We start from the raw sequence: 15,163 nt of genomic DNA, 5'->3' as shown, positions 1-15,163 counted from the left end.
CACAAAATATTTGGCTAGTATATCCGAATTGCTAGAGTTTTTATTAAAAAACACGGCATATGATGTAAAAATATTTATTTTAAAATTGTGCTTCACTGGTGTAGCCCCATGTTACCGCGACTTTTTAGCTAAATGACTAAAGTAAATACAATATTAATGCACGTCAATAATTAGTAAGCATCGCGTACATAGTTTCGAGAGGATAGCTTGCATATTTTTGGCTAATATCATGCATTGTTTGGACATGAATTGCCTCGGCCACTTAGACCGTAGCGTCTTAAATGCCTTTTTAATCACGACCTCAATTGGCATCGTTTTATCTAAGCCCTTTAGAGTTAAAACGACTTAACATTCTAATTCGTGAAGCAGCAAAAAATAATGATTTTTCCATAGGGTAGTAAGTAGCTGCTACCTTGATTGCGAGTAAGAAAAAGCCAATTGTAAAATCAAGCGAGCCAAAATTATTAAATGACTTATGTGAAATCACACGCCAATACTCAGGCCAAATGTCATTAAACAGTGAATTGTAATACATACTCAATCCCCATACCCCTATTGCCATTAAAACGAGCACATATAGTGGCAGTTTTTGCAATCTCTCTAGGTATTTTTTGCATGATATTTTGTAATTAATCCATAAGTTTTGAAAAAATTCGATGACCTTTTTCAAAATATTTTGCTTTTTAAACATTCATGACTCCTATCTATAATCAGTTAGTCTAGATTTACGAATGTACTAGCGAATGTTGTAGAAAAAATAAAGTTTTATCGACATTTATTGAGGTTTGCCAGCATAATAGTTCGGATAAAAAACCACTTAAATACACCTGAAATGAGACCGCTAACAAATGCCATTCCCCAGTATTCACGCGCGTGTGACGGTGACAAAAAAAGTCCTGTAAATTCGCCAATCGACACACTACAATCATTGGGTAAATGGGCATCAAATTAGCGGGCTAACGATGACGCACATTGTGCAAATCCACCCGATGCCACAAAGTGAATCTACATCATGGTTTAAGACTGTGTGATGTGTGTAGGATTGAGCAAAGCCAAGATGTCACTGGCACGCCATGCCAGTCGTCCATTAATGTATATCGGTTTTACAGGGCCACTTTTTGAGCACGCCTACTTGCGCAAGGTTTGAGGTTTACGGTTCAAAGCAAGGGCTGCTTCTTTTGTGGTGAGAATCGCGGGCAAGTTGTGTTTTGCAGTGTTTGTATTCATTGGCGGTCCTTTCAATTTATTTCGCTGTGAATGTCTTGAATAAATTGATTATAGGAGCGCAAAACACCCTAAAAAAAAGTCGTTCCTGAATTTGAAATAATCAGGAATGACAAGGCTTACAGAGTTTTTTTGATAAATAGACGTAAAAATGAGTCAACACTAAACAATCCGAATTAAAGCGCAAATTAGATTGCCAACAAAATTTATACATGCAACGGATATACCGCTAAGTTTCTATTGAGAATGCAAAGATAAAGAGCAACACAAAAATAAAAGTTGCTGATGTTGGGTAGTAAGCCTGTGCTGGGTTAAAATAAGCGCAAAAATACCGATGGCGCATAAAAATAGACTCTAAGTTGATAGCAATACTCTTGTACTCATCAATCATAGTTTGACCTATGTTTTGTAAGATTCTCAATTTGACGTCATGGCCATTGAAATATCAGAATCTAACTAAGAAAAGTATCGTTATGACCAGCACACAACAACGCGCAGCACTTCAAGCCCAAATCTGGAAAATCGCCAACGACGTGCGCGGCGCGGTAGATGGTTGGGATTTTAAGCAATATGTGTTGGGTACACTGTTTTACCGCTTTATCAGTGAAAACTTTGCCAGCTATATCGAAGCAGACGACGAAGACATCAAATATGCCGATCTATCCGATGATGTGATGACCGCAGAGATTAAAGATGACGCCATCAAGACCAAAGGCTATTTCATCTACCCCAGCCAATTATTTATCAACATCGCCAAGGACGCACACGCCAACGAGGCACTCAATACCGACTTGGCAAAAATCTTCTCTGAAATTGAAGCCTCCGCCAACGGCTATCCATCAGAAAAAGACATCAAAGGTTTGTTTGCAGATTTTGACACCACCAGCAACCGACTTGGCAACACAGTGAAAGACAAAAACACCCGCTTGGCTGCCGTCATTAAAGGGGTTGCAGGCATACAGTTAGACGACTTTCAGGGCAGCACGATTGACTGGTTTGGCGACGCTTACGAATTCCTCATCTCCAATTACGCCGCCAATGCAGGCAAATCAGGCGGTGAATTCTTCACGCCCCAACACGTCTCCAAACTCATCGCGCGGCTTGCCATGCACAACAAAACCCGCGTCAACAAGATATACGACCCCGCCTGTGGTTCAGGTTCACTGTTGTTGCAAGCCAAAAAGCACTTTGACGCCCATATTGTCGAAGAAGGCTTTTTCGGTCAAGAAATCAACCACACCACCTACAACTTGGCGCGGATGAACATGTTTTTACACAACATCAACTACGACAAATTCAACATCAAACTGGGCGACACACTACTTAACCCGCATTTTGGTGACGACAAACCCTTTGACGCCATCGTCTCCAACCCGCCTTACTCAGTCAAGTGGATAGGTGCTGACGACCCCACACTGATTAACGACGACCGCTTTGCCCCAGCGGGTGTACTCGCACCCAAATCAAGAGCCGACTTTGCTTTTGTGTTGCACACACTCAGCTATCTGTCCAGTTCAGGACGCGCGGCGATTGTCTGCTTCCCTGGCATCTTTTACCGTGGCGGCGCAGAACAGCAAATTCGCAAATACTTGGTCGACAACAACTTTGTCGAAACCGTCATCTCGCTTGCCCCCAACCTATTTTATGGCACCCCCATTGCCGTCACAATTTTGGTACTGGCGAAAAACAAAACCAATATGAACACCCAGTTTATTGATGCCAGCGGTCTGTTCAAGAAAGAAACCAATAACAACATTCTGACTGATGCGCATATTCAAGAGATTATGAAAGTGTTCGATAGCAAAGACAACGCCGACCACTTCGCAAAATCCGTACCGTATGAAGAAATCGTCGCCAACGACTATAACCTCTCGGTGAGCAGCTACGTTGAAGCGAAAGACACCCGTGAGGTGGTTGATATTGTTCAACTCAATGCTGAAATCAAAACCACAGTCGCAAAAATCGACCAATTACGCAAAGAGATTGACGCCATCGTGTTTGAAATTGAAGGAGGTAAAGCGTGAGCGGGGTGTCACAAACATTGCCCTTGGGCTACGCCGAACTGCTCAGTGACATCAAGCTCACCCGCGCCCTGCCCGAAAACCTTGGGAGCAGCCTGCCCAGTATTGAACAAATTGAGCGCGAATTACAGGGAGACGAGGCATGAGTAACGTGAGCTTTTTGGACAAGCTGCTGGATGGGGTTGAGGTCGAGTGGAAGGCTTTAGAAGATGTTGCTATAAAAATATCATCTGGGGGCACTCCTAAAACTGGTGTTGCTGATTATTACGGTGGCGACATTCCTTGGTTGCGAACCCAAGAGGTTGATTTCGGCGAAATTTGGGATACAAGCGTCAAGATTACGGAAACTGGACTAAAAAGCTCAAGCGCAAATTGGATACCCGAAAACTGTGTAATCGTTGCAATGTATGGGGCTACGGTAGGAAAAATAGGGATTAACAAGATTCCTATGGCTACAAATCAGGCATGTGCAAATATTCAACTTGATGAAAGCATCGCTAACTATCGATATGTATTCCATTTCTTGCTGAGTCAATATGAATACATTAAATCGCTGGGTGCAGGATCTCAGACCAATATTAATGCAGGGGTTGTGAAAAAACTCCAAATCCCCATCCCCTGCCCAAACAACCCAGAAAAATCATTGGCGATACAGGCGGAGATTGTACGGATTTTAGACACTTTTACAGAACTGACCGCAGAACTGACCGCAGAACTGACCGCCCGCAAAAAACAATACAACTACTATCGTGACCAGTTGTTGAGTTTTGAAGAGGGGAAAGTTGCGCATTTACCTATGGGACATGAACAAGTGGGGGAATTTATTCGTGGTGGAGGATTGCAGAAAAAAGATTTTACGGAAACGGGTGTTGGTTGCATTCATTACGGACAAATTTATACTCACTACGGTACATACGCAGATAAAACTAAAACATATGTTTCAGAAGATTTTTTTAAAAAAGCACGCAAAGCTAAATCAGGTGATTTAGTGATAGCAACAACGAGTGAGAACGATGAAGATGTTTGCAAAGCTGTGGCTTGGTTAGGAGAAGACGAAATTGCTGTAAGTAGCGATGCCTGCATTTTCAAGCACAAACTAAATCCCAAATATGTTGCTTATTTTTTTCAAACGGAACAGTTTCAAAAGCAAAAAAAACAACACATAACTGGCACAAAAGTGCGCCGTGTGAATGCTGATGATTTAGCCAAAATGGTCATCCCTGTGCCTTCACCTGAAGAACAAGCCCGCATCGTCGCCATCCTCGACAAATTCGACGCCCTAACCAACTCCCTCACCGAAGGCTTGCCCCGCGAAATCGAATTGCGCCAAAAGCAGTACGAATATTATCGAGAGTTGTTGCTGAGCTTTCCAAAGCCCCAAAAGTAGAAGTAATAAAATGCAAAAACGGAAGTGATTTTTTAGTTTTTGTTTAATAAATCTTTTAAAATCAGGCATTAAAGGTTTCTTTTTGGAAGTAAGGATAATGGAGGGTGGAAGTAATATGACCAGCATAAGCATACCAGACCCACTTTGGGGCAGTAATTTGGCGAACGTTATTTTGGACTTGGAAAAATTAAGAACCAAGCGATTGGGTGGTGATGTGCCGCCATATATATTTTTTCAGCTCAAAAATATTTTCCATATTTTAGAAACGCTTGGTAGTGCCCGAATTGAAGGAAACAACACAACACTAGCGGAGTATGTTGAGCAAATTATTGAGAAATCCAGCCAACCCGATGAAGCAAACGATGAAATTATAAATCTTGAGAAAGCCATTGAGTTTATAGAAGATTATACCGATGAATCAACGCATTTTGATCGGGCGTTTATCTCGCAGTTGCATCAGATTTTAACCAAGGATTTAACTCCGCCCCCTTCTGGAGAGGGTTCGCTATATCCTGGGGAGCTACGACGGCACTCTGTTCGCATCAAGAGCTCGGGACATACGCCGCCGACTTACCCTGAATTACAAGATTATTTTGATAGTTTTGTGCAGTTTATTAACTCTGAACACAGGGAGCAATATCAATTGCTCATGGTGGCTGTGGCGCATCATCGATTTGAGTATATTCATCCTTTTGATAATGGCAACGGCAGAATGGGCAGGTTGCTTAATTATGCGTTTTTAATCAAATTGGGGTTTAAGGTTAAGCAAGGTCGTATTATTAACCCTTCTTCGGTGTTTTATACGGATAGAGACAGGTACTATGAGATGTTGTCTAAAGCGGACAGCCTTAAGGATGGGGATGTTTTAGGTTGGTGTGAATATTTTTTGTTGGGGCTTAAAAATGAAATTGAAAAAATTGATTCTTTACTTGATGTGAAATATGTCAAGTCAGAGATTTTGTTGCCTGTTTTGAAATATGCTCTGGATCAGCAGCATATTACTCAGCAGGAGTTTAATATTTTGCACTATCTCATCAATAAACAAGATTTAAGTATGAAAGCAGAAGAGTTGAGCCTTTTGGGCATTGAGGGTTCTAAAGAAAAGTCAAAAGTCATGGGTAAACTGAAGGATAAAAATATCATCATGTCAACAACGCCGAACGGCAGAATATATACGCTTAAATTCATTAATAATTATCTTTTGCGAGGCGTGATGAAGGTTTTGGAGCGTAATGGTTTTGTATCTGATTTTTTGAATACAGCAAGGGTTGCAAAATGAACGAGACCACTCCCATCGCAGAATCGAATAATTTTATCATCCTCGACAAATACACCAAAATCGACCAAACGGGCGGCGGTTATCAAACTGAGGCGGATATGGAGCACGAGTTTGTGAGCGACTTGCAAGCTCAGGGCTATGAGTACCGCACCGACTTGAATAGCCAAGATAAGCTGTTGGCGAATGTGCGTGATAAGTTGCAGGCTTTGAATCATGTGCAGTTTACGGATGACGAGTGGCAACGTTTTGTGATTGAGTTCTTGGATAAGCCGAGTGACAACAGCATCGACAAGACCCGCAAGATTCACGACAATTACATTCATGATTTTGTATTTGATGATGGGCATATTCAAAACATTTATCTGCTGGATAAAAAGAATATCTCTCGGAACGCATTGCAAGTGATTAATCAGTTTGAACAGAAAGGCAGCCATGCCAATAAGTACGATGTGACGGTTTTGGTGAATGGTTTACCGCTGGTGCATATTGAGCTTAAAAAACGCGGCGTTGCCATTCGTGAGGCGTTTAATCAAATTCACCGTTACAGCAAAGAGAGTTTTAATTCAGAGCAGTCGTTGTTCAAGTATGTACAGTTGTTTGTGATTTCGAATGGTACAAAGACGCGCTATTTTGCCAACACCACGAAGCGAGATAAAAACAGCTTTGACTTCACGATGAATTGGGCGAAGTCGGACAATCAGGTGATTAATGATTTAAAAGATTTTACCGCTACGTTTTTTCAGAAACACACTTTGCTTAATGTGTTGGTTCATTATTCGGTGTTTGATGTGAGCAATACGCTTTTAGTAATGCGCCCGTATCAAATTGCGGCGACCGAACGCATTTTGTGGAAGATTCAAAGTGCGTATCAGTCGAAGAAATGGGGTACGAGCGAGGGCGGCGGTTTTGTTTGGCACACCACGGGTTCAGGTAAGACGCTCACGAGCTTTAAGGCGGCTCGATTGGCGACAGAGTTGGCGTTTGTTGATAAGGTCTTTTTTGTGGTGGATCGCAAAGACTTGGATTATCAGACCATGAAAGAGTATCAACGCTTTTCAAAAGATAGTGTAAACGGCTCGAATAGTACGGCTGAGTTGAGACGTAATCTTGAAAAAGACGATAATAAAATCATTGTCACCACCATTCAAAAACTGAATAACTTGATGAAAGGCGATGAGGACTTGCCGATTTATCAGCAGCAAGTGGTGTTTATTTTTGATGAATGCCACCGCAGTCAGTTTGGTGAAGCTCAAAAAAACCTGAAAAAGAAATTTAAGAAGTTTTATCAGTTTGGCTTTACAGGCACGCCGATTTTTCCGCAAAACGCTTTGGGTGCAGAAACCACGGCCAGCGTGTTTGGGCATGAGCTGCACTCGTATGTCATTACCGATGCCATTCGTGATGAAAAGGTCTTGAAATTTAAGGTCGATTACAATGATGTGCGCCCGCAATTTAAAGCCATTGAGCAAGAACAGGATGAGAAAAAACTCAGTGCGGCTGAAAATAAACAAGCGTTGTTGCACCCTGAGCGCATTCGCGAAATATCACACTATGTTTTAAAGCACTTCAAACAAAAGACCCATCGCTTAAACGCAGCGGGTAAAGGTTTTAATGCCATGTTTGCAGTGAGTAGTGTTGAGGCGGCGAAGTTGTATTACGAGACGATTAAACAACTGCAAAGCGATAGCGAACACCCATTAAAAGTGGCGACGATTTTCTCGTTTGCCGCAAATGAAGAACAAGGTGCGGCGGGTGAAATTGCCGATGAGAATTTTGAGCCGAGCGCGATGGATGCGAGCGCCAAGGAGTTTTTAAACTCGGCGATTAAAGATTACAACAGCTATTTCAAAACCAATTACGGTGTAGATAGCAACGAGTTTCAGAACTATTACCGAGATTTGGCTAAACGTGTCAAAAATCAAGAGGTTGATTTACTGATTGTGGTGGGGATGTTTTTAACGGGCTTTGATGCGCCCACGCTCAACACCTTGTTTGTCGATAAAAATTTGCGTTATCACGGTTTAATACAAGCTTATTCAAGAACCAACCGCATTTATGATGCCACCAAAACCTTTGGCAATATCATTACCTTCCGTGATTTGGAGCAGGCGACCATTGATGCCATTACGTTGTTTGGTGATGCCAATACCAAAAACGTGGTGTTAGAGAAGAGTTATACGGACTATATGGAGGGCTTTGCCGATAAAGTAACAGGTGAGGCGCGTCGCGGCTATTTGGAAGTGGTTGCCGAATTGAAGGCACGTTTTCCTAACCCTGACGAGATTGTGACGGAAAAGGATAAAAGGGATTTTGCTAAACTTTTTGGCGAGTATTTGCGTGTTGAGCATGTGCTGCAAAACTATGACCAGTTTACCAGCTTAAAAGTGCTACAGGATTTGGACACTTCTGATCCAGAGGCTGTGGCGCAGTTTAAGGTGGAGCACCATATCAGCGATGAAGATTTTATAAAGATGCAGGCCATTGAAGTGCCTGCGGAGCGTCTCGTTCAAGACTACCGCTCAAGCTACAACGACATTCGTGACTGGATACGTCGTGAACAATCTGCCAATCAACACAGAGAATCAGATATTGATTGGGCGGATGTCGAGTTTGAGGTTGACTTACTCAAGTCGCAAGAAATTAATCTTGATTACATCTTGGGCTTGATTTTTGAGCATAACAAGAAGGTTAAAGACAAAACTGCCCTGATTGAAGAAGTACGCCGTCTGATTCGCGCCAGTTTAGGCAACCGTGCCAAAGAAAGTTTGGTGGTTGATTTTATTAATCAAACGAACTTAGATGCCATTGCCGATAAAGCCAGTATCATTGATGCGTTTTTTCAATTTGCTAAAGCAGAGCAAACAAGGGAAATTCAAGAATTGATTGATAGCGAGGGTCTCAACATAGAAGCGGCTAAGCGATTCATCAGTACATCGCTAAAGCGGGAATATGTCAGTGAGAACGGTACTGGTTTGAACGAGGCTTTACCGAAAATGAGTCCACTCAATCCGAAGTACATGACGAAAAAACAAACTGTGTTTCAAAAGATTGTTGCTTTTGTTGAAAAGTTTAAAGGCGTCGGTGGAATTTGAGAGTCAAATATTGATGTTAGCTATGTCGAGTGCATAATACTGTGTGATTTCAACAACACATTTCATGTATTCAACCACGGACTTTAACCCTAAAAACAGTCCGCTGTGACAGGTTAAAAACCATCAACACACATCAACACCATTAAACGACATTCGACAAATTGACATTAAAAAAGTTCCGCAATTCTGCTTAAAACGGCATAAAACCATGCTTTTTGTTAGTGATTTTGCGGAACGAAATCGCGGTATTTATAAATATATTTTTCGCGTCATCTTGCACATAAAGGCTTTTTCGGTACAATTGAGCCATTGCTGTAGCGCAGACGCAGAGCCGTATAAAAGGCACTGTACCGTCAGCGAACAGCAAATAAAAAAGCCACTTAATCCAAACTTTCTCAGGGCGCAGATTAAATGGCTTGGGTCGCAGGGCAAAGTTATTTTGCGATAACCACGCCTTGCTTTACAAACGGAGGCATCCGCCTGTTATCGTATGGTCTGCTTTGCTTTTACACTCAAACACCCCACACTCAATTGAATACCATTTAATCAATGATAATCAATAGGTGTCAAGTGTAAAACAACCCCCGTCTACTGGCAAGCAAAATCGTTTAGCTAAAAACTAAAAACGTTGCATGTCACACACACGAACACAGCACTCGCAGGACATATTCAACAGGCGGCTCGGTCTCTTATTTTAGAAAGACGCAGTATGAGCACCTTAATTTCAGTCAACAATCCAATCTTACGCATCAAAGCAGTCAAAGAACTCATCGGGGTGGGCTTTTCTACCATTCACTACCACGTCTCTATTGGGCTTTACCCCAAGCCCATCAAATTAGGCGAAAAGATGAGCGGCTGGCTCACATCCGAAGTCTTGGCGATTCAAGCCGCCCGTGTCGCAGGTCAAACGAACGAACAAATCAAGGCACTGGTGCAGCGTTTAGAAAACGAACGCACCCAAGCCGCCGCTTAAACTCTCCCCCAACAAACTAAGCAAACCGCAGGACTGCCACAGGGCTACATTAAGCAGCCCGTGGCGGTGTATTGCCTATTGACATGAGATATTAGATGACAACAGACACGTCACACCACGAATCCCCCGAACAACAGTTCGCACAAGAGCTACAGGCCTATGGCTTAAAACTCCCCAGCACACCACTCACAGACGGTCACATCCACCGAGTCCCCTGCCCACACGACAAAGGCCATGCCCAATCAGGACGATACTTTCTACATGTGGATGGACATCTACCCAATGGGGCTTATGGATGTTTTCATGAACACCCTGATAATGGCCTTGGCGTGAGTTGGTCCAGTCAACACAAAAGTCGCTACACCCGACAAGACCGTGCCTATCTTGCCGCACAAGCTCAAAAGCACCAAGCCCGCCTAGCCTCAGAAGCCGCGCACAAAGTCGCATCGGCTCAAGCACTGTATAACAACGCCACCCCATGCACTGAACATGAGTACCTGACCCGCAAACGCATCGTTGCTCACGCGGGACTGCGCGTCACCTCTGACAACATCCTACTGATTCCCTTGTACAAGCCAACCGAATCAACCATTCAAGCGGTACAACGCATCTATCCACTCGATTATGCCGATGAAACATACCGAGCACAAAAACGATTCAAAGGCAGCAGCAAAGACGGGGTTTATACCATCAACAGCCCAGACCAACACGACACCACAGTCATTACCACGGGTTATGCCACAGGGGCAACCATCGCCCAAGCCTTGGGCTGTCATGTGGTGTGTGCGTTTTCTGATGGGCAACTGCTCAGTGTCGCGCAACACTTCAAACAGACACTGCCCACCACCCAACGCATCATCATTGCCAGCGACAACGACCAATTTAAACCCCATAACAGCGGTTTAGTTTATGGCACACAAGCGGCACAGGCGATTGAAGCTGCATTTGTCATGCCAAGCTTTGAGGGGTTGGATGTGAGCCACGAACCCACTGATTTTAACGATTTGTATGCGTTGGCGGGCATAGAGGCGGTGCGCACGGCATTGCAAGCCGTACCGATTGAGCCTACGCATGATGCGCCAACAGATTGGGATTCAATGGATAAGTCAACCGTCAAGAAAGCCACCCTACACTCATTCGAACAAATAGACGGCGTACCCAAGGGCTATGTGGTCAATCGCAAGGGGGTGTATTGCGTTGATGAAGCAGGCGATAGCCTTTGGCTGTGCAGTCGGTTGGATGTGGTCGCCATGACCCGTGACCGAAACGGCAATGATTGGGGGCGTTTACTGCGTTGGCACGATGCAGACAGAGCCGAGCATCAATGGGCAACACCTGTCAACAGCACCATCGGGCAAGGTTATGAATTACAAAAGGTATTGATGGCTCAGGGGTTGCGGGTTGATAGCCGAGCCAAACAATTGAATCTATTGGCGAAGTACGTTGCATCGTGTGAACCGACTGCGCGTGCGCGTTGTGTCAACAAAACAGGTTGGTACAACGATGTTTATGTGTTGCCGCATCGCACCATTGGCAAGAGCCATGAAATGGCCATTTATCAAACGTCTGACGATGAAGCGAACCCTTACAGTACTAAAGGCACATTGGCGTTATGGCGCGAGCATGTGGCCTCTTTGTGTGTTGGCAACAGTCGATGCGTGCTGTCTGTGTCGATGGCATTTGCGGGGGTATTGTTGCCCTTGGCAGGCATTGAGGGCGGCGGTGTGCATTTTATCGGCAGTTCGTCTAAAGGTAAAAGCACGGTCATTAAAGCGGCGGCCTCGGTGTTTGGTGCTTCGGCACAAGAGGACATGAACCGATTTTTGTGTTCTTGGAAAACCACCGATAATGCGGTTGAGGGCATGGCTGCGCTGCGCAATAACAGCTTGCTCATTCTCGATGAGTTGCGCCTTGCTTCCCCTAAAACGGTGGGTGATACCATTTACATGTTGTCGGCGGGGGCAGGTAAAGCCCGAGCCAATCGCAGTGGCACTGGTCGAGCGGTGCGTACATGGCAACTGCTGTATTTATCCAATGGTGAGATTGACCTTAAGCAACACATGGGGGAAGCAGGTAAGGTGATTCATGCGGGACAAGAAATACGATTTGCCGAGATACAGGCAGAAGTGCCGAATGGATTTGGTGTGTTTGAACAGTTACACGGTCATGCCAATGGTGCGATGTTCGCTCAAACACTCAATGCCGCAACATCCGAGTATTACGGCACGGCGGGGGTGGCGTTCATTGAACGGTGTACCCAACACAAATCACGCATTATGGCGGAGATTGGCGGTTATATTGAACAGTTCATTGCTACAGTATTGCCACCCGATGCTGAGGGGCAAGCGCACCGTGTGGCTCAACGCTTTGGTTTGATAGCCGTTGCGGGTGAATATGCCAGTGAATGGGGCATCACAGGCTGGCCCAAGGGTGAGGCGACCGCTGCTGCAATTCGCTGTTATCAAGACTGGGTTGAATCACGCCCGAGCGGTTATGCCAACCAAGAAAAACAGGCCATGCTCGAATCGGTGCGTTCTTATATCTTGCGTTACGGCGATAGTAAGTTTAGCGAGGTTGAGGCACACCATGACAATAACCCACTCGAACGAGCGGGCTGGAGACGGCGCAGTCATGATGCAAACGGGCAAGCCCGTTGGGAGTATTTGTTTATTCCCGATGTGTTCAAAAAACAAGTGTGTGCAGGTCTATCAGTCAACGCGGTGCTCAAGACGTTACATGAAGAGGGTTTTTTACGCACCAGCATAGAGGGGGGACGGCTACGGCGGGCAACCAAGCAAACCATTGGTCAATTCAAACTGCACCTGTATGTGGTGAATGGTCGATTATTGGAGGGCTGAACATGAGCACGTTGGATATGGCCGAGATTTTAACGTTAGCCCAAATGCAAGTTGCCACCCCTGTTTTACAGAAAACAGGGGGAATTGGGGGGACAAATAACGGCTATTCCCCTATTCTCAAAAAGCCGTCAAGCCTTGTATTGACTGGGTTTAAATGGTGTGTTTCCCCCATTCCCCAAATTCCCCCTAAAAAAACACATACATCAGCACATGATGCCAATGTCACAACAACACTCAACACCCATGAACCAAACGAAGTGAACACAAAAGAACAATTACGCCAGTTAGAGGCTTTGATTCATGCTGTGTGTGACACCAAGGGTTTAAGTCACACCGTGCGACAGCGGTGCTTGAATGAGCGGCATAAATTGCCAAACTATAACGTTAATGACCATATTGCTTATTACACAAAGGCACTTGAGCGCGAACGCATTCATTCAACCTTTAACCAGCCTCAAAACCCCATAAAACGTTAGACAATACTGACACACAACTGTTGTTTTAAATGGGTGGAGTGGCTTTTTTATAAGTGTTTGATTTGTAAAGACAATTGGTCTTTGTAAAAACAGCCTATAAGCAGGAATAAACTCTATATATTCGAGCGCGTAATGCTTTGATGTGGCGCGTGTTGTTCACATGTTAAGGTGTAATGTAATTCATAACAAAACTCAACCATGTTTTTAAATTCCAAATGATGTGGTGCATCTAACAAAAAATGGACAAGCATACATTCAGAAGATGAACCCAGTAAACTCATAAAATGACGCGATTGTCTTGAGCCACAGAACTTGGTATTGACGTGATTCAATGATTGTTTAAATCATAAGATTTTATCAACCTTGGTTTCATTGCATTATGTCTTTTATTTGCTACTTGGCAAAAATTATTTGCGATAGTGTTATTCAGTTAAAATAATACCATCCAATAAGCAAGGCGAATTTCTTAAAGTGGGTAAAAAATAGGGTAACTTTTTTTCAGTATAAAAAATACTTATTATTTTTCAATTGGTTGTGTTTTTTATATGGTTCCCGCCACCTCCACCAAAATCAAAATCGGCAGTGTTCGATGAAGTCGGAAAGCCCTGTAAAATCAACATTACAGGGCTTTTTTAATTAATAATTTATGTTTAATGAACATATGACCAAATATGTTTTATAAATTAGTGGTCTGTCTTGTTTCTTTAATAATGCTTTTGTAAATATTTTATCTGATGTTAAAAATGGATGTCTTACTATGTACTTGATATTTGATACTGAAACAACGGGAATAGACTTCGCGACGATGCGTTTGGTTGAAATTGCTTGGCTGGTTTGTGACGGAAGTGGGGCAATAATACATCAGCGTAATTATTTAATAAAACCCAACGGTTTTATTATGCCTCTTGAGACAAGTAAATATAATGGCATTACGCAATCAATGCTAATTGCAGAGGGTGTTGATATTGTCCAGGTTCTTAATGAGTTTTCTCAAGATTTGAAAACCGTGGATGCGGTTGTTGCACATAATCTTGAGTTTGACAACAAAGTTATGGCAAAGGAATACAGGCTTCTTGGTGAGAAAAATCCAATAAGTTTTGTTGAAGGCTTTTGTACAATGAAAGAATCAACTAATTATTGTAAGCTGCCAAAAAAGAGAGGTAAAGGGTATAAGTTCCCTAGGCTTTATGAACTTCATTTAATACTCTTTAACAATTATTTTAGCAATGAACATCGTGCATTGGCAGATGCTGTTGCCTGTAAAAATTGTTTCTTCGAACTGATTAACCGAAATGTGATAGATACCTCCGCTTCAGTCGGGTTGCGAAGCATGCCGCCCGATATTCATAGTGGAGATATCTTAGCCCGAGTAGGTATCCAACTAGAAACGAAAGCGTTACCACCAATACCTGTAAAGATTATAAGTTCCCCTTCGTCAACTTCGCTTCAAACTCAAAAGCCTGTTAATAATGCTACTTCTATTGCTATGTTTGTTCGAAGGTTCTCACTTATATTTAAAAATAAAGCACATATAATTTTCTTTTTTGCACTATTTCTTATACTCATCGTCAATTTTTTCAAGCAAGAAGTGATCTGCCCTCGAATTGACGGACACCTTTTAACGTAAAAAGAGAGGTGTCAAATGCAACGCAATCGTTACGATGACTCATTCAAAGCTGAGGCAGTGAGTTTAGCATTATCAGGAGAGCTGAGTTACGCGGAAGTGGCTCGAGATTTGGGTATAAACTACGGTACATTGGTAATCATCCCAAAAAATAAAAGCGAATCAAAGTAGAAAAAAGTCCTTAAACTCACAAGAAAAGGAATACTACGATGAAAGCCAAGAAATACAG

At 43.2% G+C, this 15,163-nt stretch carries 10 protein-coding genes and 1 pseudogene; 10 read left to right on the top strand and 1 reads right to left on the bottom strand.

Features of this window, described 5'->3' with window-relative positions; all coding sequences use genetic code 11:
• Positions 1-316 precede the first annotated feature (316 nt).
• Positions 317-691 (bottom strand): hypothetical protein, encoded by a 375-nt coding sequence (locus DFR44_RS10580; protein WP_133621539.1) that lies wholly within the window; start codon positions 689-691, stop codon positions 317-319.
• 1,006 nt (positions 692-1,697) lie between these two features.
• Here DFR44_RS10580 and DFR44_RS10570 point away from each other — a divergent pair.
• From DFR44_RS10570 to DFR44_RS10530, 10 genes and pseudogenes are all read left to right on the top strand, one after another.
• Positions 1,698-3,248 (top strand): type I restriction-modification system subunit M, encoded by a 1,551-nt coding sequence (locus DFR44_RS10570; protein ID WP_133621538.1) that lies wholly within the window; start codon positions 1,698-1,700, stop codon positions 3,246-3,248.
• Positions 3,249-3,268: 20 nt separating this feature from the next.
• Positions 3,269-3,391 (top strand): annotated as a pseudogene (locus DFR44_RS11485) (PDDEXK nuclease domain-containing protein); the annotation flags it as partial.
• Positions 3,388-4,632: a restriction endonuclease subunit S gene (locus DFR44_RS10565; protein WP_133621537.1), complete on the top strand. Its 1,245-nt coding sequence runs from the start codon at positions 3,388-3,390 to the stop codon at positions 4,630-4,632. The pseudogene DFR44_RS11485 and the gene DFR44_RS10565, both read left to right, overlap by 4 nt.
• Before the next feature lie 115 nt (positions 4,633-4,747).
• Complete coding sequence (locus DFR44_RS10560; RefSeq protein ID WP_162845254.1) at positions 4,748-5,911, top strand: Fic family protein; 1,164 nt, start codon at positions 4,748-4,750, stop codon at positions 5,909-5,911.
• On the top strand, positions 5,908-9,003 hold the full coding sequence (locus DFR44_RS10555) for a type I restriction endonuclease subunit R (protein ID WP_133621535.1): 3,096 nt from the start codon (positions 5,908-5,910) through the stop codon (positions 9,001-9,003). The genes DFR44_RS10560 and DFR44_RS10555 overlap by 4 nt, the downstream gene beginning before the upstream one ends.
• Positions 9,004-9,712: 709 nt before the next feature.
• Positions 9,713-9,976, top strand: coding sequence for a helix-turn-helix transcriptional regulator (locus DFR44_RS10550; RefSeq protein WP_133621534.1), 264 nt, complete (start codon positions 9,713-9,715; stop codon positions 9,974-9,976).
• A 95-nt stretch (positions 9,977-10,071) separates the two neighbouring features.
• Positions 10,072-12,834, top strand: a complete 2,763-nt coding sequence (locus DFR44_RS10545; protein WP_133621533.1) for a DUF927 domain-containing protein — start codon at positions 10,072-10,074, stop codon at positions 12,832-12,834.
• Between the two features lie 2 nt (positions 12,835-12,836).
• A complete protein-coding gene (locus DFR44_RS10540; protein ID WP_133621532.1) occupies positions 12,837-13,310 on the top strand; it encodes a hypothetical protein in 474 nt (157 codons plus the stop codon).
• A gap of 757 nt (positions 13,311-14,067) precedes the next feature.
• Positions 14,068-14,937, top strand: coding sequence for a 3'-5' exonuclease (locus DFR44_RS10535; RefSeq protein ID WP_133621531.1), 870 nt, complete (start codon positions 14,068-14,070; stop codon positions 14,935-14,937).
• A gap of 15 nt (positions 14,938-14,952) precedes the next feature.
• Positions 14,953-15,105, top strand: a complete 153-nt coding sequence (locus DFR44_RS10530; RefSeq protein ID WP_133621530.1) for a transposase — start codon at positions 14,953-14,955, stop codon at positions 15,103-15,105.
• Positions 15,106-15,163 lie beyond the last annotated feature (58 nt).

It is taken from the genome of Hydromonas duriensis, assembly GCF_004363775.1.
GTDB lineage: Bacteria > Pseudomonadota > Gammaproteobacteria > Burkholderiales > Burkholderiaceae > Hydromonas > Hydromonas duriensis.
The sequence above is the reverse complement of the archived record's forward strand: the minus strand, read 5'-3'. Positions and strand labels throughout refer to the sequence as shown.

What these genes read in the sequence shown, in the direction of transcription:
- DFR44_RS10580 (WP_133621539.1), bottom strand. Translation starts at nt 691, where the DNA reads ATGTTTAAAAAGCAAAATATTTTGAAAAAGGTCATCGAATTTTTTCAA.
- DFR44_RS10570 (WP_133621538.1), top strand. Translation starts at nt 1,698, where the DNA reads ATGACCAGCACACAACAACGCGCAGCACTTCAAGCCCAAATCTGGAAA.
- DFR44_RS10565 (WP_133621537.1), top strand. Translation starts at nt 3,388, where the DNA reads ATGAGTAACGTGAGCTTTTTGGACAAGCTGCTGGATGGGGTTGAGGTC.
- DFR44_RS10560 (WP_162845254.1), top strand. Translation starts at nt 4,748, where the DNA reads ATGACCAGCATAAGCATACCAGACCCACTTTGGGGCAGTAATTTGGCG.
- DFR44_RS10555 (WP_133621535.1), top strand. Translation starts at nt 5,908, where the DNA reads ATGAACGAGACCACTCCCATCGCAGAATCGAATAATTTTATCATCCTC.
- DFR44_RS10550 (WP_133621534.1), top strand. Translation starts at nt 9,713, where the DNA reads ATGAGCACCTTAATTTCAGTCAACAATCCAATCTTACGCATCAAAGCA.
- DFR44_RS10545 (WP_133621533.1), top strand. Translation starts at nt 10,072, where the DNA reads ATGACAACAGACACGTCACACCACGAATCCCCCGAACAACAGTTCGCA.
- DFR44_RS10540 (WP_133621532.1), top strand. Translation starts at nt 12,837, where the DNA reads ATGAGCACGTTGGATATGGCCGAGATTTTAACGTTAGCCCAAATGCAA.
- DFR44_RS10535 (WP_133621531.1), top strand. Translation starts at nt 14,068, where the DNA reads ATGTACTTGATATTTGATACTGAAACAACGGGAATAGACTTCGCGACG.
- DFR44_RS10530 (WP_133621530.1), top strand. Translation starts at nt 14,953, where the DNA reads ATGCAACGCAATCGTTACGATGACTCATTCAAAGCTGAGGCAGTGAGT.